The 19,201-nt window shown below is 45.4% G+C and carries 13 protein-coding genes; 6 read left to right on the top strand and 7 right to left on the bottom strand.

Going from position 1 to position 19,201, the window contains the following annotated elements; genetic code table 11:
• Positions 1 to 182: 182 nt before the first annotated feature.
• Positions 183 to 797 (bottom strand): TetR/AcrR family transcriptional regulator, encoded by a 615-nt coding sequence (locus R8O11_RS06010; RefSeq protein ID WP_025768062.1) that lies wholly within the window; start codon positions 795 to 797, stop codon positions 183 to 185.
• A gap of 155 nt (positions 798 to 952) precedes the next feature.
• Between R8O11_RS06010 and R8O11_RS06005 the strand changes: the two genes are divergently transcribed.
• Entirely contained in the window at positions 953 to 1,966 is a 1,014-nt protein-coding gene (locus R8O11_RS06005; RefSeq protein ID WP_206954821.1) for an MBL fold metallo-hydrolase, read from the top strand.
• 95 nt (positions 1,967 to 2,061) lie between these two features.
• A complete protein-coding gene (locus R8O11_RS06000; protein WP_017819716.1) occupies positions 2,062 to 2,406 on the top strand; it encodes a DUF5329 family protein in 345 nt (114 codons plus the stop codon).
• On the opposite strand, the gene R8O11_RS05995 is transcribed toward R8O11_RS06000, so the two are convergent.
• Both R8O11_RS05995 and R8O11_RS05990 read right to left on the bottom strand, forming a co-directional pair.
• Positions 2,374 to 3,273, bottom strand: a complete 900-nt coding sequence (locus R8O11_RS05995; RefSeq protein ID WP_017635526.1) for a LysR family transcriptional regulator — start codon at positions 3,271 to 3,273, stop codon at positions 2,374 to 2,376. The genes R8O11_RS06000 and R8O11_RS05995 overlap by 33 nt on opposite strands.
• Positions 3,274 to 4,611: 1,338 nt before the next feature.
• Positions 4,612 to 4,950, bottom strand: a complete 339-nt coding sequence (locus R8O11_RS05990) for a YggL family protein (RefSeq protein ID WP_005374208.1) — start codon at positions 4,948 to 4,950, stop codon at positions 4,612 to 4,614.
• Positions 4,951 to 5,216: 266 nt separating this feature from the next.
• Between R8O11_RS05990 and R8O11_RS05985 the strand changes: the two genes are divergently transcribed.
• Entirely contained in the window at positions 5,217 to 7,253 is a 2,037-nt protein-coding gene (locus tag R8O11_RS05985; RefSeq protein WP_017635525.1) for a PhoX family protein, read from the top strand.
• Between the two features lie 99 nt (positions 7,254 to 7,352).
• Here R8O11_RS05985 and R8O11_RS05980 read toward each other — a convergent pair whose 3' ends face one another.
• Positions 7,353 to 8,744, bottom strand: coding sequence for a glycoside hydrolase family 1 protein (locus tag R8O11_RS05980; protein WP_017635524.1), 1,392 nt, complete (start codon positions 8,742 to 8,744; stop codon positions 7,353 to 7,355).
• Positions 8,745 to 8,891: 147 nt separating this feature from the next.
• Positions 8,892 to 10,952: a sensor histidine kinase gene (locus R8O11_RS05975; RefSeq protein WP_318193993.1), complete on the bottom strand. Its 2,061-nt coding sequence runs from the start codon at positions 10,950 to 10,952 to the stop codon at positions 8,892 to 8,894.
• Between the two features lie 171 nt (positions 10,953 to 11,123).
• Between R8O11_RS05975 and R8O11_RS05970 the strand changes: the two genes are divergently transcribed.
• Entirely contained in the window at positions 11,124 to 12,473 is a 1,350-nt protein-coding gene (locus R8O11_RS05970; protein WP_017635522.1) for a sigma-54-dependent transcriptional regulator, read from the top strand.
• A 43-nt stretch (positions 12,474 to 12,516) separates the two neighbouring features.
• On the opposite strand, the gene R8O11_RS05965 is transcribed toward R8O11_RS05970, so the two are convergent.
• Together R8O11_RS05965 and brnQ are read right to left on the bottom strand one after the other, a co-directional pair.
• On the bottom strand, positions 12,517 to 13,725 hold the full coding sequence (locus R8O11_RS05965) for a GGDEF domain-containing protein (protein WP_054576191.1): 1,209 nt from the start codon (positions 13,723 to 13,725) through the stop codon (positions 12,517 to 12,519).
• 103 nt (positions 13,726 to 13,828) lie between these two features.
• Positions 13,829 to 15,139, bottom strand: coding sequence for a branched-chain amino acid transport system II carrier protein (brnQ, locus tag R8O11_RS05960; RefSeq protein WP_318193992.1), 1,311 nt, complete (start codon positions 15,137 to 15,139; stop codon positions 13,829 to 13,831).
• Between the two features lie 836 nt (positions 15,140 to 15,975).
• Here brnQ and R8O11_RS05955 point away from each other — a divergent pair.
• Positions 15,976 to 16,986, top strand: coding sequence for a TAXI family TRAP transporter solute-binding subunit (locus tag R8O11_RS05955; RefSeq protein WP_017635521.1), 1,011 nt, complete (start codon positions 15,976 to 15,978; stop codon positions 16,984 to 16,986).
• 88 nt (positions 16,987 to 17,074) lie between these two features.
• The gene (locus R8O11_RS05950) at positions 17,075 to 19,198 is read left to right on the top strand and encodes a TRAP transporter permease (protein WP_318193991.1); all 2,124 of its coding nucleotides are present in this window, start codon (positions 17,075 to 17,077) and stop codon (positions 19,196 to 19,198) included.
• The last annotated feature ends 3 nt before the right edge of the window (positions 19,199 to 19,201 follow it).

Below are 19,201 nucleotides of genomic sequence, written 5' to 3'. Positions count from 1 at the left end.
TTAGGGCGTTTTTTTGTGAGATGAAAACGAAAAAGCATCGTCGACACGACAAAAATATTTTATCAAACGCTCACGCCTTGCGGTATGAGACTGTCAAGGGTGAGATAAATAAAATTGAGCAAAAATTTCATCGCTTTGTCACGAGTTATCGCTTAAAAAAGCGGCCAATTTGACCGCTGTTTTTAGCTGTTTTGATAGTGACTTAAAAAAAGTTCCGCCGTTTGGGTAGCTAACAGCCTAGATTCTTCATTCGACAAAGAGGGGCGAATTCCCATTAACTGCGGCCAGAATGCACTGCCTTTAAGTAAGTTGTGCAATTGAGTACTTGCTATATGTACGTCATCAATTTGCAAAGCGCCACTGTTCGATTTCTCCGTAAGCCAGCGGTACAGGGCGGTTTCCTGTTTCGACATTTGTTCTGCTTGTTCTTTGAGATCTTCCGGCTTAAATAAGAAGTGCCCAAATGCCACTTTTGCCAGCTCAATATAGTTTGGTTCCGTCACCACAATGATCTCGCTGTAGAGTAATTCAATCAATTGATCTTTAAGTGGCAGAGTGGCCAAGCGTTTAATATCGCTTTCCATCATTGACGAACGCCAAAGCTCAGTCAGCAACTCCGTCACGATCGCTTCCTTAGAAGGGAAGTGATTATAGACCGTGCGCTTAGAGACTTGTGCGATTGCAGAGAGCTTATCCATGCTGGTGTTTTGCACCCCAAACTCTTGGAACGCTTGCCTTGCCGCGCACAAGATGGCTTCTCTTTTGGTTTCGCTACGACTTTTTCTTTTTACATTCATAAGCTTGCTAAGTTAAGAAGATCATTTCTTGATCTATTTTACACTAAGTAGTTTACTTTTGATAATTAGAAAGTAAACTGCACCGTGTAGTTTACTTTTGTTCGGGTTAACTTTTTATGAAAAAAACTTTGCTAGCCACAGTAGGAGCGTTCGCGATGGGTACATCAATGATTTCTTGTTCTAATGTTGATACTGAAAAAGCGCCAACATACCCGGACAAATTTGCAAATACAGAGTTGGAATACAAAAGCGGTTTGGGCGACATGTTCGAAATCATGAAAGCGTATTTTACGACTGAGCGCCTTAACCCAACACCAACGATTGAAATTCCAGTGCATGCGATCACAGCGCGGCAACTGTTAGAAGAGCAAGATGACGTCATCTATCGTCTGGGTCACTCAAGCGTATTAATGAAGCTCGATGGAAAACTGGTGATGACCGACCCTGTATTCAGTGATCGCGCGTCTCCTGTACAATGGGCAGGGCCAAAACGCTTTCACCAAACCCCCATCACGATAGAAGATTTGCCAACTATCGATGTGGTGGTGATCAGTCATGACCATTACGATCACCTAGATAAAGCTTCTATTAAAGTGCTAGGCGACAAGGTGGGCACTTTCTTGGTGCCGTTAAAAGTTGGCCAATTACTGGTGAATTGGGGTGTGCCGAAGGAGAAAGTGATCGAGCTAGATTGGTGGGAGTCACATTCTGTCGACGGCATTGAATATACATTGACTCCGACTCAGCATTTCTCCGGTCGAGGTTTGACAGACCGCGATACGACACTGTGGGGCAGTTGGGTTATTAATGCACAACAACACAAAGTGTTCTTCAGTGGTGACTCTGGTTACTTCAATGGCTTTAAAGAGATTGGTGAAAAGTACGGTCCGTTTGACTTCACTATGATCGAAACCGGCGCATACAATGAACTTTGGTCAGACATTCACATGTTCCCAGAGCAAAGCGTTCAAGCACACATTGATGTGCAGGGCAAAGTGATGATGCCGATCCATAACAGCACGTTTGATTTATCGATGCACGATTGGAATGAACCGATGCAACGCGCGTTAGACATCAGTGAAGAGCGCGGTGTAACGTTAGTTAGCCCTGAGATTGGTCAACGCTTGGCGATTGCGGAGCCTCAGCCTGCTCGGGCATGGTGGCAATAATTGCTGAGCTAAGCAGCCAAACACCAGAATAGTTAAGTCACTTATCAGTAGTTACTATTAGTAGTTACGTGGCCAGGGATAAGGATAAAGGTGCGATGAAAGCAAAGTGGACGTTGTTACTTACATTAAGCATTCTGCCTACCTTTGCACTAGCAGGGGTAGAGCAAGATATCTCGACGTTGATAAAACGAGTTGAGCAATCCTCTTGCACTTTTATCCGCAACGGCAAGTCGTACACTAATCAAGAAGCAGCAGAACACATGCGCAATAAATGGGATTACGCCAAAGATGACGTTGATTCCGTGGATGTGTTTATAAAAGAAGTTGCGTCGAAAAGTTGGTTATCTGGCAAACCATATTGGGTGGATTGCCAAGAGGAACGCATTACCAGCGAAGAGTGGCTAACATCATTGATGCGCACCACCGATCACATCCAATAACACTTCTTTGATGGTCTGATAGCGCAGAGGTAGAGCACGACTGCGCTTACGAACCAGAAATAGCTCTTCACATACAGTGTTTTTCAGTTGAGCAATGTATAACGTGTCTTTTAGTGGAAAATTGTCGACCGCACTTTGAGGCAGCACGGTGAAGCCAAGTCCTTTGCTGACAGGCAGCAAAATTTGGCTCAATTGATTTACGTAGCCGGATAATGGTAAATCGCTCATCTTAATTTCTTGGAGCTGTGGTTCTTCACATTGGTCAAAAAACAGCGTCATGTAATGCTCGGCATCAGGGTGGCTAATGACACCACAGTCATGCAAGAGTTGTGGCGTTATCTGCTTATTTTGATAATGCTTTGGCAGAACCAAGCACAACCTCTCTTTACCAATTCGCTCACTGTGAAACAGACCTTTGTTGGGAACATCAGTCACGATACCAATATCGATGTGCCCTTGCGTTATGGCGTTGAGAATAGATTGATTTGGCGCGGCTTCTAAATGTAACGATAAGCTCGGGTGCTGTTTTTGCTTCTCCAAAATGGGCCCATACAACATTAACGCCATTGCACCAGAACAAGCCAGTTTACAGTGGCCTGAAAACGCATCATCAAAACTGAGCTCTTCGAGCAGCTTCTTCTCTCTATCTTCTAACTCGAGCGCATATGCGTAGACAATCCTGCCTTGCTCGGTTAATTCGAAGCTTTTGTTTTCGCGCTTGATCAAGGCATGCTGACAGCTTTGCTCTAATTTTTTGATGTGTTGGCTGACGCCAGGCTGAGTCATAAAAAGTTTTTCTGCCGTTTGCGTAAAATGACCGACTTCAATCAATGTCTTAAATGTATGTAACCAAACAGGATTAAGCATAGTGTGTGATTTTCTGAGAGCTTTGTTGGGAGACGTAAAGAAAATGATAGCACGGTGTTTTATGAAAACAGAGAAGACTTAAACGATAAAAGATGAATCGTTATCAATACATTACAGACAAAATAAAACCCCGCCTGGTTTCCCAGACGGGGCTTATTCTTTTTCGCAGCAATCCAGCTACTAATAGGTGCTCCCTGCATCTATCCTTGATTGTGGCTAAGTCCTTTAACCGAGTTCCTTGTTCATCGCCTTCCTAGCGGTGTCCATTCTTGCCTATCATCCTGACGGGCGAACTCTATCCTAGAGCTTAACTACATCCTTGCTGACAACTCATACTAAGTTATCAAATCTTCATCCTGAAGATACCCAATCCTTTAGGCTTTTTTCCTGTTCCCGCCAACATCCTGTCGACAAATTGAGTATTGATGTTTTGCTGATTTGACTCAATTAACTTTTCTAAATTATTTTTACTTATTATTTTAAGTGAATTTAAATATTACTTTTAAATCATATATTTAATGTTTTTTCTGGCATTGCTCTTAGAGGTGATTAATCTATTTGCTTACAACTCTTGTAAGAGATCTCGCACAAGTTTGGTGGTGAATGTATTAATGTGCGCTTTTTGTTCCGAGTTCTGTGGATTGAACTGGATCACAATGCGTTAAAAGGGAGACGATAAAGATGAAAGTGAATTGATCTTGAGTAGAGATTTGTTTGAAAAGAAATAAAAATTCTTGCGGTTTTTATAAACAGTATGGTAAATCTGAAATGCCCACCTTGTTAATCCTTATTAAGATTCAATGACAGTATAAGTAGGGAACTTGATTGCCATTTTTCTGTCATATCTGGTGAGTAAGTTAACCGTGTCAGATAGATAATATGCCGTTTGCCAGTAAAAACATGCTGCAAGAAACCGGTAATTATCATTATGTTGTGAAATTGGTCACGGTTAAATGATTGGTTCCCTTATAGATTGAAGGGGATACGACCTTAGACAATAAGCTCCATGAGGAGCGTTACTTATATAAGATGAGGGACTTTACTATGAAAAAGACTAGAAGAGCTCAGCTACATCGTGTGCGTATTCAATACTGGAAAGACACGAAAGACGCACCAGCTAAAAAATCATAGTTAATTATACCTAAAGGCACGAGCTGGCTGTGGAACGCAGTTTCCCGTTGATTGCCAGCTCAAAAACACCACAATCACATTCACTCCGCGCAACTTCCCAACCCACCTATTTTTACTATCGCATTCTTCAAAAAATAAAAAAGCCAGTCTTAAGACCAGCTTTCTCTACCATTTATTGAGCTCTGCGTATTACAGGTTGCCCTTTAGTTACAGGTAGTTGGCGTCAACTAGTTCGCCCGCTTGCGCGCTTTTCACTTCTGGGCGTGCTTCTAACCATTTGATAACTTGCGCTTTCTGTTCTTCAGTCGCACTGCCGTAACGGTCAGTAGAACATAGGAAGCCTTCAAACAGTTCTAGACCACCGCCACCGAAGCAAAGACCAAGCTCGTCAATGTAGTCGATAAAGTCATCAACGAATGCATCGTAACGGTCGAAGTCGTTAATGTCTGTTTCACAGCTGATCTCGAAACCTAGGATTGCGAACTCACCTAAGAACAGCTTTTTACGGATACGACGGCTCTTGTTATCGATCTTGTCTAATTTCATGATTATCTCTCGTAGATGATTTGATTTCGTACACCTTATACCTTCTATCATACTTTAGCCCAAGTAAAATCAGAATGAAGCGATACAGTTGGTGATTATGTGACCAGAATTTAATTGCTTCGTTAGCTGTGTTGGTTGGTTTGCAGTATTGTTGAAACACAAGTTTCATATGTTTTAAGCACTTTTGTCATTTTTCTTATCCAAACTTCTTGCCGTTCAACTAATCACTTATTTATTAATTAAACTATAAGATCGGGAAAGTAAAAATGAGCAAGGAAACCTTTGACGCGACGCGTTATAACCAAAGTGAAAACAAACCATTTGAAGAAGTATTAGAAGCGAGCCTATCTCGACGCAGCATTCTGAAAGGTGGTTTAGGTATCAGTGCGATGACAGCGTTTGGTGCTTTCGGATTGGCTGGTTGTAACTCGTCTGACTCAGGGAGTACAGTAAGCAGTGGTTCGGGCGCATCTAAAGCCGTTCTTAACTTTGAATCTATCCCTGGCTCACTCACTGACGCAGTTTCAATTCCACAAGGCTACACCGCACAAGTACTAGTACCTTGGGGAACACCACTTAATGCGCAAGGCAGCGCATGGCAAAATGATGGTACCAACACCAGTACCGATCAGTTAAATGCGCTAGGCATGCACCATGACGGCATGCATTTTTTCCCATTGAACGATAGCACTACAGATGGCTTGCTATGTATTAACCACGAGTACATCGACACATCAGCACTGCATCCAAACGGTCCGACGGTTGAAAATGGCGTACGTACCATTGTAGATGAAGTGCGCAAAGAGATTAACGCGCACGGTGTATCAGTGGTTCGCATTCAACTGGAAGACAACATGTGGAAGTTGGTTGATACCGACCCACTAAACCGTCGTTATACTGGTGCGACAGTCATGGATTTGTCTGGCCCGGTAGCCCACACATCTTTAACTGTCACTCGTTTCTCACCAGATGGCAGCCAAGCGCGTGGTACGTTAAACAACTGTGGCAACGGCTACACGCCGTGGGGCACTTACTTAACGTGTGAAGAGAACTGGCCAGGTTACTTTGTTAACGCCGGGACTCGTACAGAAGAGCAAGATCGCATTGGTGTCGATGACCAAAGCACTCGTTACCTATGGGAGACATTAGCAGGAAATGCAGAAGAGCGTCTTGATGAGTTCTCTCGCTTTAATGTGGCTCCAACAGGAGCAAGTGCGATGGATGATTACCGTAATGAAGCCAATGGTCACGGTTACATTGTCGAGATTGACCCTTACACGCAAAACTCACGTGCGAAGAAACGTACTGCGCTAGGTCGTTTCCGTCACGAGGGCTGTACTTTCGGTAAGCTTGAAGAAGGCAAACCAGTGGTATTTTATTCTGGTCACGATTCTCGCTTTGAATACCTATACAAATTTGAATCTGCGGCAGCGTGGGATCCAGCAGATGCTAACCCTGATAACCGCTTGGCGATGGGTGACAAGTACATGGACGAAGGCACACTGTATGTGGCGCGCTTCAATGAAGACAGCACAGGTACTTGGTTACCATTAACGCTTGATAGCGTAACAACCGCTGGTGGTACATTAGCGGATCACTTTGATTCACTGGCTGAAATTATCATCAATACTGCGGGTGCGGCGGATTTAGTTGGGGCAACACCAATGGATCGACCAGAGTGGTGTACGGTTGATCCATTCACGGGTTCAGTATATTTAACATTGACGAACAATACGCGCCGTACAGATGAAACCAATCCTGCGAATCCACGTTTAAATAATAAGTTTGGTCATGTTATTCGTTGGGATGAAGGTGCTTCAGCAACTGACTTTACTTGGGATATCTTTGTGTTTGGTTCGCCAGCAAATGGTGATGCAGATACCAACCGTTCTGGCTTGAATGAGTTAAACCAGTTTGCGAGCCCAGACGGATTAGCGTTTGATGGCCGTGGTATTTTGTGGATTCAAACGGACAACGGCGCAGATGAAGTCACGTCTTACACCAATGATCAAATGTTGGCTGTTGTGCCATCTAAGCTAACAGATGAGAATGGTGATCAAGCTGTGATTGGTGCGGATAATCAAGCTGAATTGAAACGCTTCTTTGTCGGACCAAATGGTTGTGAAGTAACAGGCTTTACCATCAGCCCTGATTACAAATCATTGTTTGTGAATATTCAGCACCCAGGTAACTGGCCATACAGTGAAGATGCAGCCGAAGAAACACCTGCTGGTGTTTCTGTGCGCCCACGAGCGGCGACAGTGGTTATTCGCCGTGAAGACGGTGGAGAGATTGCAGTTTAATCTCTAAATGAATAAACACCTTAAAATTCAAGCCCTGCAATTGCAGGGCTTGATGGTTTAGGCGAATGCCTAGTTGCACTTTATACCTAGACAACAGGCTTATCTTTTCAATGAACCGCCTGAAGTACGAATCACGTCTTGATACCAGAAAAAGCTTTTCTTGCGTTTACGTTCTAGCGTTCCTTGCCCATCATCATGACGATCGACATAGATAAAGCCGTAACGTTTGCTCATCTCAGCGGTTGAGTTCGCGACCAAATCGATTGGTCCCCAACTGGTGAAGCCCATCAGCTCAACGCCATCAAGAATCGCTTCGTGTGCTTGCACAAGGTGGTCGTTCAAGTAAGCGATGCGGTAATCATCCTGAATCTCACCGTTTTCATCGATTTCATCACGCGCGCCTAAGCTATTTTCTACGACGAACAGTGGCTTTTGGTAGCGATCGTGAAGGAAGTTCAGCAGAACGCGAAGACCTTTTGGATCGATCAGCCAGCCCCATTGGCTCTTTTCAAGATATGGGTTTGGTACGCTATCGACGATGTTACCCACTTCTTTCTGTTTCGGGTCTGCACTTGCACAGCCACTTGCGTAGTAGCTGAATGAGATGAAATCGACACTTGCCGATGCAATTTCTTCTAAGTCGCCTGCTTCCATCTGAATTTCGATGCCGTTTTCACGGAAGTAACGCTTCATGTAGCCTGGGTACTGACCACGTGTTTGTACATCACCGAAGAACAACCACTTGTTGTTTTCATGCATTGCAGCAAGCACGTCATCAGGGTTACAGGTATATGGGTAGTTGATTGCGCCAAGCAGCATGTTACCAATCTTGCCGTTTGGTACGATTTGCTGACACAGTTTTACCGCTTTTGCGTTGGCGACTAGTTGGTGGTGAATCGCTTGGTAAATCTCTTGTTCACTGGCGTCTTCTTGCAAACCAACACCAGTAAATGGTGCGTGTAGAGACATGTTGATTTCGTTGAACGTTAACCACAGCTTCACTTTGTCTTTGTAGCGTTCCAGCACGGTGCGAGCATAACGTTCGAAGAATTCGATGACGCGACGATCGCCCCAACCACCGTAGTTCTCGACCAGTGCGTAAGGCATTTCGTAGTGAGATAATGTCACGAAAGGTTGGATGTTGTGCTCGGCAAGTTCGTCAAAAATTTTATCGTAGAACGCCAAACCTTCTTCGTTAGGTTCTAGTTCGTCCCCGTTCGGGAAGATGCGGCTCCATGCCAAAGAGAGACGCAGACAGTTAAAGCCCATCTCTTTGAACAGCGCGATGTCTTCTGGGTAGCGATTGTAGAAGTCGATCGCCACGTCTTTGATACCCGGTGTACGCTCTTCACGGGTTTGATGCGGACTCAAAATACCGTTTGGCAGCATGTCTGATGTCGATAACCCTTTACCCCCAAGGTTGTACGCCCCTTCTACTTGGTTTGCAGCAATGGCACCGCCCCAAAGAAAATGTTCAGGAAACTTAATCATGTTTCTCACTCTTTATCGTTCGGAAGTTATTCGTCTTATTTGCTTGAGAATAGTGTAGGTCAAGGAGGGATTCTTGTATCGAGATCGTGTTTTTCTCAAACAGCGGGGATGCCTAGTTCTAATGATGATTTTGTAATCAATATCACCTTAGGCTGATTTGAACAATAAAGTGAAAGTCAGCCCATTTTGTTCATTCTTATGCACAGTAATTTGTCCGTTCATATCACGCATATTGTTGGCCGTAATCGCTAAACCCAGCCCCAATCCTTCACCAATTTTCTTTGAGGTTTGGAAGGGTTCGAACATGGATTCAAGCATCTCATCCGACACGCCGCAGCCATTATCACTGATGATCAGTTCGACCTGATTAACAGTTGGATTGACGATCAAGCTGAGCTGCGGGTTGGTGGTATTGTTCATTGCGTCTAGCGCATTCGAGACAAGATTACCGAGCACCTGAAGCAGTCGTTGTTCTTCACCCATGATATTAGGTAAATCATGAGGAACGCGCACACGCACATCCACCTTGTCTAATTGGGATTGATAAACGCGTAAGGTCTCTTCGAGTGCGGAGGTAAGAGAAATCGCCTGTAGGCTTTCTGGTTTGTTGTAGGCGAACGTCTTTAACTGACTGGTCATGCTTGCCATGCGATCAATCAGCTTCTGCACCAATACGTTGTTGGCTTTCATCATCTCGGTTTCACCGCGTTCCGCTAGTAGCTCGTTCGTGGTGAGCAGGGTGCGCAAGCCCGTCAGTGGCTGATTGAGCTCATGAGTGATCGCGCTCGACATGCGACCCAAAGCGGCCATTTTGCTCGATTCAATTAATTGGCTTTGTGCTTCTTTTAGCGCTTGAGTACGCTCTTCTACCCGCTGCGCCAGTTCTTGGTTGACCTGTTGCAGTGATTGCTCGGCTTTTTTCCGCTTGCTGATGTCGATGATCGTCGCAAGGAAATACTGCTCGCCATGCCAAGGGAAACTGGTTAGCGAGAACAAGACAGGGAAGACGCTTCCGTCACTGCGTCTGGCAATGGTTTCGACCGTGCTGATCTCTGCGAGCTCTTTATGTTTAGGTAAATCCTTGAGCAACTTAAGTGTGGTGGAATTGGGATTGCCTGCGTCGAATAACTCCCAAGCAAAAGCATGTCGATTGACGCTTTCTGGTAAACAGAACAAACGCTTCGCCATTGGGTTGAGATCGAACAGTTGCCCTTGTTCATCAATCAATAGCAAACCAACGTGGGTTTTATTGATCATCTGTTTCAAGCGGCGTTGAGACTCTTCCAACAGGGCTTGAATTCGTTGTTGATTGATGTGCTTTTGTCGACGTTGTAGACCAATGATGACGAGTAATACAACCAACAAGAGCAGCGCCGCTACGCTCCAACCAATCACGTTGATGGTTTGTTGAATCGGCTTAGAAGGGGTGAGGTAGCTGACGTACCAATTCAAATCATCCAATTTAACGGTGTGCGCAAAATAGCGTTGCTGATTGAGCGTCCACACACTGATATTGGTGTTGTCGTATAAGCGCTGCGTTTCTAACTGAACGGTGTTGCTCGGTTCGTTAAACCAGTCTGCGTTATAAAGCGAGCTGCTTGATAGGAAAAAGCGTTGCTGGCGATTTTGCAACGTAATGATGTCTTGGCTAGTAATGGTCTGTTCGGTCAACAAGCTGAGGTTGATCTGCACCACCACAATGCCTGCGATATCCAGACCGTCGTAGATAGGAGCTGCAAGGTAATACAACGGGCTCGAACCTTTGGTTTTGTTCACCAAGGAAACACCGCCGCCTTGATTATGAATTTGTTCCACAATGGCTTTTCGGTCAGACAAGCTAAAGCGCTCTTCGATTAAACTCGAGACCAATACTTCGCCAGAGTTAGACAGGATTAGCCAACCTTCCGTATTGGCGGCTTTATCTAGTTGAGTCAGTTGGGTTTGCAACGGTTCGTAATAAGTCAGATTCCCTTTCACAAAAGCGATGGTTTCTGGGTTATTGGTGACGAGGTAAGGTAAGTGGTAGAAACGTTTGAGTGCACGGCGAACTTCACCGATATAGTCGAGCAGTTTTTGTTGAGCTTCGGTTTGAGTTTGTACGCTCAACCATTGACGAGCAACCTCTCTGCTGGCGCTATAACAAGACAACATCAGCACTGCTGCAATTACGACCACAAGCCAAGTTTTGCCATTCCTTTTGCGCTGCATACTGACTCCGTTCAGCTAGTGCGTTCTCACCGAGAGTCATTAAAGAGTGCGCCTAACTGGTTGGATGTTAAAGACTTGTAAGCAAGAAGTGAGATCTAGCTCCTTTTCTCCTCAGTGGTTTTTGCTACCGTTAGCAAAGAGCGATTTCTATTCCACCTACGGTAGTAACTCATGGCTTTTGACGACACCCCTAAAATTGCACTTATCGAAGACGATGACATTGTTCGTCAGGCTACCAGTCAGTGGCTGCAACTGGCGGGGTTCGACGTGACCGCATTCAGTTTAGGAGAAGAGGGGAAAGCGGCCATTCTTAGCCAAGAATTTGATGCGATTGTCAGTGATGTTCGCCTGCCGGACACCGACGGCTTGTCGATACTAGAAAGCCTGATTGCTAATCACATCCCAACGCCAGTTATCTTGATCACCGGACATGGTGACGTCGATATGGCGGTAGGCGCATTACAAAAAGGTGCATTCGATTTTATCGAGAAACCTTTTCAGCCAGAGCGTTTATCCCAACGAGTGACCGAAGCGGTCGAGAGTTATCGCGCACAAACGTCTACTCAAGATCGCCAAGAGTACCTATCTAGCGTTAGCGGCTTAGAAGAGGTGTTGATTGGGCGAAGCCGAGTGATGCAACAGCTTAGAGAACAAGTAGCCAAGTTAGCACGCATTGATACCAACGTGATCATTTACGGTGAGACAGGTTGTGGTAAAGAGCTGGTAGCGACCAGTTTGCACAATGAAAGCCAACGCAGAACCCATCATTTTGTGCCAATCAACTGTGGTGCAATTCCTGAGAATCTGTTTGAAAGTGAGCTGTTTGGGCATGAAGCAGGGGCATTTACCGGAGCGGGTAAAAAGCGCATTGGTAAGTTGGAATACGCGGATAAAGGCACTTTATTCTTTGATGAAATCGAGAGTATGCCGCTGTCGATGCAGGTGAAAGTGTTGCGTTCATTACAGGAACATACGGTTGAGCGCGTTGGGGGTAACCAACAGATCTCGGTTGATTTAAGAGTGATCGCCGCCGCGAAAGAAGATCTCAATGATCATGACGAGTTTCGTCAGGATTTGTACTATCGTCTTAATGTGGCGCAGATCTATTTGCCACCGCTACGTGAGCGAGAAGAAGATGCGTTGATCTTGTTCGAACACTTTGCTCTGAAAAGTAATCCTGAGAGTCGTCCGCTGAGTGAAGCCGATAGAAAGGCCATTCTTGCTTACTCTTGGCCCGGTAACGTACGTGAGCTTAGGAATGTAGCGATGCGTTTTGCATTGGATGAAACCGTCTCCGTGATGGAAATTCTCTCCAGTCGACCATCCTCAACAACCGAAGAGACGCATGCGGGCGTGCCGTTGGCGATTCAGCTACATAACTTTGAACGTAAGGTGCTACATGATTCTTTAGTCAGGCATCATGGACGCATCAATGAGGTGATGCAGGAGTTGGATTTACCACGTCGAACCCTTAACCAAAAGATGCAGAAGTTTGGTTTGAATCGCTCCGACTATACTTAGTGCGATTTCTAGCTAATGTAAAATCATTGGCATAACAAACACGTTATGCGCTTTTGGCTGGAGCTGGGACAAACTTATAATTTAGGTCTTTCCCTTCTCCAAACAAGGTAACGAGGTTCCTTCCAGTATGTTTAGAGCTATATAGCGCTTCGTCTGCTTCAGCAAGCGCCTCTTGAAGTGATTGCCCCTCAGATAACTGACTGATACCAAAGCTCATGGTCACTTCAGTTTTAAATGATTGCAAAGCGGTTTCAGTTTCGACCGCAAGGCGAATTTGCTCTGCGAAAATTTTGGCTTGCTGTGCTTTTTCGAGCAAAACAATCATGAACTCGTCACCACCAAATCGCACAATGCAGGCTGACTCAGGAAGATGCTTTTTAAAAATAGTGGAGATCGTTGCCATGACGGAGTCGCCAACCGTGTGACCATAGTGATCATTAATCGCTTTGAACTTGTCTACATCAGTCATAATAATGCTGATTGCTTGGCTTTTTTTATGTGCTTTATTAACCAAGTTTGGAACGATTTCTTCCATGGCTCGACGATTATATAGCCCTGTGAGTGCATCTAAATGAGAGAGATCATTAATGGATTGCACCAAGCGTCCGTTAATTAACCACAGCATACTAAAGCTCAAAGCAACGATCAGGCAGATGCTAAATAAGAAAGTCAGCTGATGGATAAGGCCTGCGACCATAAAGCTTGGTAACTCACCTGAAAAAGTACTCCAAAGCGCCCTAAATCCCATAAAAAAACTAAATCCAAAGAAAGAGTAAGCCATTGCTTTAACAGGGAGCTTTAAGTCCTTTTGGGTACCTTTAAGCATGGCGACACCACTAAAGAAGGTGACGATACAAATATACATGCTCAGATAAATAATGCGGCTTTTGATAGAAGGGTCATGGAAGGTGAAATAGTAAAATGAACCACTGAAAACAGGTGTTAACAAGGTAAGACAGTGAGCCAATTTTAAAGGGTATTGACGAAAAATGCTTACGCTATATAGCGTAAGCAAGAAGCCGACTAATATGAGAGTGTTGGCTATGACGATGGTCAGCCAGTCTGGCGCAGAGCCTCTAAAGCCAAGTAAAAAAGGGCCTAAACCAATAAACAGTAGTGATATCGAGAAGGTTTTTAAGCCTTTGACTCTACCCTGAGTGTATTGATAACAAAGCAGACTAATAGAGTAAATGCAAGAGAACAGAATAACGATAAAGTTCAGTGTTCTGATGTCTAGATACTGATTATCCATAGGCGACCCATATCAATCTTTCATTCAGGCAACTCCTTTGCCTGATATCAATAAGCGAGCTACATAGTAACGCACTTATTGAGCGATGTCTTATGTTAAACGGCTATTCATTCACCAGCTCGAATTGTTCGGTTTGGTTGGTTTTCGTCGTAAACAGCAGACCAACAATCATCATAAATACGCTAGGCACAATCCAGCTAGCAAAGTCATTGTACAGAGGCATGTAATTACCCATCCACTCATCAGTGGAACTTGGCATGTAACCTAGGATGTGCAGCGCATCAACACAACCAAACGTTAGAGCAGTGAATGCGGTTGCTACCACCATGATTTGCGACATCATGTTGCGCACTGGTGCCATGATCATCAACGCAATCGCGACTGGGTGAAGCGCCACAACCGCTGGCAATGTGATAGCCAATAGTTGCTCTAGACCTACGTTGGCGATCAAACCAGCCAATACCATGGTCGTGATAACGCAGCCTTTGTAGTTCACTTTGCTGAAAGTGTTGTCGTAGAACTCACTGCCTGCGGTGGTTACGCCGATAGCAGTAGTCAAACACGCCAATACCATCACGGCACCTAGTAGTAGTGAACCAAACGCGCCGAAGTGGCTGAAGGTGAATGCCGTTAAAATGTCGCCACCATTGCTGAACTCAGAACCCAAGTATGAGCTTGTCGAGCCAATGTAAGCCAATGAGATGTAAACAAACGCCATGGCAACCGCGTACATCAAAGCTGCGATTAGCGTGTATTTTGCGGTGGCTTTCGGGCAATCCACACCCATGCTGCGAATCGCGCGGAAGATAATCCAACCAAAACCGATAGAACCTAATGCATCCATGGTCATGTAACCTTGGGTTAAGCCTTCAGCAAATGCACCAGATAGGTATGGTCCCGTTGCGGCAGTTAGCTCACCTGCAGGAGAAACCAAAGCCGTCACAGACATGATGATCAAGATTGCCATCAAGGCAGGCGTTAAGATCTTGCCTAGGTTGTCGACCAATTTACCCGGATATAGGGCAAATAGAATGGTGATAGCACAGAAGGCAATAGTGAAAGGCACCAAAGCTGCATCACCAAACATTGGCGCAAAGCTAAATTGGTAAGCCACGGTAATTGCACGTGGGATCACGAACGCAGGGCCAATCACGATAAACACCATCACCCAAAAACTGGTCGCCAAAGGTTTAGGTAGGGCAGCGGTTAATTTGTCTGAACCGTTTACGATAGCCACCATCACCAGTGCCATCGCAGGCAGACCTACACCCGTCAAGAGGAAGCCAGACATCCCGCTCAGAAAGTTTTCACCTGCTTGGTAACCCAAAAATGGAGGGAAGATCAGGTTACCCGCGCCTAAGTACATGGCGAAAGTCATGAAGCCCAAAGCGGCGATATTGCGTGCGCTTAACATTGTTATTCCTCTTATGTTTCGCTTGGAAGAAACTGAAAGGAATGGGAGGAGTATGTGGTGTTCCCGTCAGCTTCTTCTCAAGCTGACAGAAAGTTTAGATATAGCCTGTCAGCTCTGAATCAGTTTCAGAGAGAGCAGGAGGATCGCAGCAGCAACGCCAGATGGGCGTTTTAAAGCGAATTGTAATTGCGCAGTTGCTGACATGGGTGATCCTTAAAGACGAAAAAATACCAAGGAATACGTTTGCCTTGGCGTGTTGTTACACTAACGAACATAGGGCCATTGGCACAACCCCGAAGTAGAAAATAAGTTGATACGGTCAATGTTTATTTCTGAACTGGTGGATCGAGCTGCTTTTTAAATTAAAAATTAGAATAAATGACTTTTCATTTTTGTAACATGGCTTTCTTTGCTGTATTTTTGTGCTATTTGTAGTCGTTTAGGCTATAAACCTCAGCTGATAAATTGAGCAGTTTAGAATGATGCGCTTTTTCTTCTTATTGTTAAGACGCTCATTAGTTGCAATTCAATCCAAAATTGCATCGGCAAAATATTGCTTATTAGTGAATCGTGCATTTATTTTGTCTTGATCACATTTTATTAACCTTTTGCGATCTAGGCGTGCAACCTTCTCCTCTTCAATGAGCAAGATCTTGCTCATTACTTTGCTATCAAATCAGCATGATTTTGCTCATTTTTGATGTCTTTCAGCTCTTAGTTCAATAAATACAAAGGGTTAAAAGTTGGCATTTCAATTGCTCTAGGGAATGTGTTGTTAATAAAGGTTTAACATGATGTAAATCCCCAATCGTGAAACGACTACACGGAGAGTAATAATGAAAATGAATAAGCTGGTAAAAGCTTTGGCTGTCGCTGTGACTTCTTTTGGTATTGCTGCTAACGCTGCGGCAGAAGATCGTAGCTATATTCTTGCAACGGCATCGACAGGTGGTACTTACTACCCTGTGGGCGTAGCGTTGGCGACGTTAAGCAAAGTGAAGTTGGCACCAAAGCACCACTTCTCCCTTTCTGCAATCAGCTCTGCGGGCTCTGGTGAAAACGTTAAACTGCTGAATGAAAACGAAGCACAGTTCGCGATTCTACAAGGTCTTTACGGTGCGTGGGCTTGGTCTGGTGAAGGTCCTTATGAGAAGAGCGGTCGCCAAGAACAACTGCGCTCAGTCTCTATGCTGTGGCAAAACGTTGAGCACTTTATTGTTCGCTCTGACCTAGCAAAAACGGGCACAGTGACTGACCTGAACAACCTCGATGGCAAGAAGTTCTCCATCGGTAAGAAGAATTCTGGTACTGAGAACTCTGGTCGCCAAATCATGAAAGGTCTGAAGGTCGACCCTGATAAATTCAACCTTGCGTACATGGGCTACGGCGGCAGTGCGAGCGCACTTCAAAACGGCACCATTGACGGCATGAACACGCCTGCGGGTGTGCCAGTTGGTGCAGTAACCCAAGCTTTTGCTGCGCTGGGTAAAGACATTTCGATTCTCTCGTTTACTGACGAGCAAATCAAAGAGGCGAACGGCAACTACAACCTATGGACGAAGTACGAGATCCCAGCGAACACGTACCCGGGTCTAGATAAGCCGATCACAACCATTGCACAGCCTAACTTCTTGGCAGTTCGTGAAGATATCTCGGAAGAGGACGTTTACCAGCTAACCAAAGCGATCTACGAGAACCTGCCTTTCCTACAAGGTATTCATAAAGCAACCAAAGCAATGGCAATTGAGAAAGCAATTGCAGGCTTGCCAGTGCCTCTTCATCCAGGTGCGGTGCGTTACTACAAAGAAATGGGCATCGAAATCCCATCAGACCTAATGGCGAAATAACGCCAACTTCGCCCCGAGTTTCGGCTCGGGGCATTTTATCCCTACCGATTTCTAAGATGGAAAAAGCCGCCAGAGCTTGGAGTATGAGATGAGCGACTCAATAGAAAAGGAATTGCAGAAATTTGAGCTGCCCACACGCACTGATTTTCCGTGGGTAACCACCACAATCACAGTGTTTGGCGTGGTGTTGTCTGCTTTGCACATTTGGTTTAATACCTTATCGACGTTACCAGAGTTATGGATTTCCGCGACCCACTTTGCTGGCTTTGCGGTGATTTGTGCGCTTTGGTATCCGGCTCATATCTCTCTTAAGCAGAGTAAGATTGCACTCGGCATCGATGTGTTAATTGCTATGGGCGCGGTCGCGTGTTTGCTCTACATTCCCTATGCCGAAGATGCGCTGTATGAACGCGGTGTGAAGTTCGTGACCAGCGATTGGGTCTTCGCCATCATGGCAATCCTGATCGTGATTGAGCTGATCCGACGCACCATGGGCTGGTTTATTCCAGTTCTGATTGTGGTGTGTTTAAGCTACGTTGTGCTTTGGGGTAAGTGGGCGACAGGTATTTTCCACTTCCCTGGCTTGAGCATGGAAACCTTGCTCTACCGTAGCTTCTATTCTTCTGAGGGCATGTTTGGCTCTATCTCGCGCATCAGTTGGACTTTCGTATTCATGTTCATTCTGTTTGGGGCGTTTCTTGTGCGCTCTGGTGTCGGTGATTACATCATCAATGTGGCACGTGCTGCGGCTGGTAAAATCATCGGTGGTCCCGGTTTTATAGCAGTGATTGGCTCGGGATTGATGGGCTCAGTATCTGGCTCAAGTGTGGCAAATACGGTTTCCACCGGTGTTATCAGTATTCCTTTGATGCAAAAAGCAGGTTTCCCTTCACGCTTTGCGGCGGGGGTTGAAGCTGCGGCGTCGACAGGTGGTCAGTTGATGCCACCAGTAATGGGCGCGGGTGCTTTCATCATGGCGTCTTACACGCAAATTCCGTATGTTGATATCATCGCGGTGTCTTTTATTCCTGCTCTTATCTATTTCTTATCTGTTGCGTTCTTTGTGCGTATCGAAGCCAAACGCAGCGGCGTTCAAAAAATCACGACCAGCGATGAATCTCTATTGAAAGTGCTGATCAGCGGTTGGCACAACCTTATCCCGCTGGCGGTGTTGGTTACTTTGTTGGTTCAAGGCTTTACGCCAACTTATGCTGCGGGCTTGTCGATCATTTCTGTGGTGGTGGCTTCTTGGTTCTCGAAAGATCACAAGATGGGACCAAAAGCGATCATCGAAGCACTTTCACAAGGTGCGAAAAACATGGCGACAACCGCCGTATTGCTGGTGGGTATTGGTTTGGTGATCAACGTGATCAGTACAACAGGCATCGGCAACACCTTCTCATTGATGATCGACGGTTGGGCGAATGGTGACTTGTTCATCATGATCGTTCTGATTGCGCTCGCTTCTCTTGTTTTGGGTATGGGTTTACCTGTGACAGCGGCGTATATTGTATTGGGAACACTGTCTGCCCCTGCGCTTTACAAGTTGATTGCAGAAAACCAATTGCTTGAATTGATGGTATCGGGTCAATTGCCTGAACAAGCAAAAGCCATCTTCATGTTGGCGGCGCCAGAAAAGTTGGAACTGCTTAACGCACCAATGGCGTTGGAAACCGCAAAAGAAATGGTGGCGCTAGTGCCTGCGGACTTTATTGAAACCCTACTAGAGCAAAGTTTGGGTATGGAAGCGGTAGGCTTGGCGTTGCTGGCTGCTCACCTCATCATCTTCTGGTTATCGCAAGACAGCAACGTTACGCCTCCAGTGTGTTTGACCGCATTTGCAGCAGCGACCATCGCTAAAACACCGCCAATGCGCACTGGTTTGATGGCATGGAAAATTGCCAAAGGTTTGTATCTTGTACCGCTGTTGATTGCTTATACAGGCTTAGTCAGTTGGGATGTGACGTCAGTGATTACCGTGGGCTTCTTTGCCATCATCGGTACCTATGCATTGATTGGTGCGATTGAAGGCTACTTGGAAGGTCCTCTAAACATTCTGACGCGTCTCTTGTTGGTAGTGGTAGGTACATTGCTAGTTTGGCACGACATCCCAATGTTGGTTCGTGTGGCAAGCTGCGCGGTATTTGTCGCGGTGTTCATTTACAGTGGTCGCAAGTTCAAATTGCAACAATCTCAACTATCGGTTTTATAAGAG

This window comes from Vibrio sp. 1288 (genome assembly GCF_033344475.1).
The sequence above is the reverse complement of the archived record's forward strand: the minus strand, read 5'-3'. Positions and strand labels throughout refer to the sequence as shown.

Bases quoted from the DNA above. Each gene is read 5' to 3' on its own strand.
- R8O11_RS06010 (WP_025768062.1), bottom strand. From the start codon at position 797: ATGAATGTAAAAAGAAAAAGTCGTAGCGAAACCAAAAGAGAAGCCATC.
- R8O11_RS06005 (WP_206954821.1), top strand. From the start codon at position 953: ATGGGTACATCAATGATTTCTTGTTCTAATGTTGATACTGAAAAAGCG.
- R8O11_RS06000 (WP_017819716.1), top strand. From the start codon at position 2,062: ATGAAAGCAAAGTGGACGTTGTTACTTACATTAAGCATTCTGCCTACC.
- R8O11_RS05995 (WP_017635526.1), bottom strand. From the start codon at position 3,273: ATGCTTAATCCTGTTTGGTTACATACATTTAAGACATTGATTGAAGTC.
- R8O11_RS05990 (WP_005374208.1), bottom strand. From the start codon at position 4,950: ATGAAATTAGACAAGATCGATAACAAGAGCCGTCGTATCCGTAAAAAG.
- R8O11_RS05985 (WP_017635525.1), top strand. From the start codon at position 5,217: ATGAGCAAGGAAACCTTTGACGCGACGCGTTATAACCAAAGTGAAAAC.
- R8O11_RS05980 (WP_017635524.1), bottom strand. From the start codon at position 8,744: ATGATTAAGTTTCCTGAACATTTTCTTTGGGGCGGTGCCATTGCTGCA.
- R8O11_RS05975 (WP_318193993.1), bottom strand. From the start codon at position 10,952: ATGCAGCGCAAAAGGAATGGCAAAACTTGGCTTGTGGTCGTAATTGCA.
- R8O11_RS05970 (WP_017635522.1), top strand. From the start codon at position 11,124: ATGGCTTTTGACGACACCCCTAAAATTGCACTTATCGAAGACGATGAC.
- R8O11_RS05965 (WP_054576191.1), bottom strand. From the start codon at position 13,725: ATGGATAATCAGTATCTAGACATCAGAACACTGAACTTTATCGTTATT.
- brnQ (WP_318193992.1), bottom strand. From the start codon at position 15,139: ATGTTAAGCGCACGCAATATCGCCGCTTTGGGCTTCATGACTTTCGCC.
- R8O11_RS05955 (WP_017635521.1), top strand. From the start codon at position 15,976: ATGAAAATGAATAAGCTGGTAAAAGCTTTGGCTGTCGCTGTGACTTCT.
- R8O11_RS05950 (WP_318193991.1), top strand. From the start codon at position 17,075: ATGAGCGACTCAATAGAAAAGGAATTGCAGAAATTTGAGCTGCCCACA.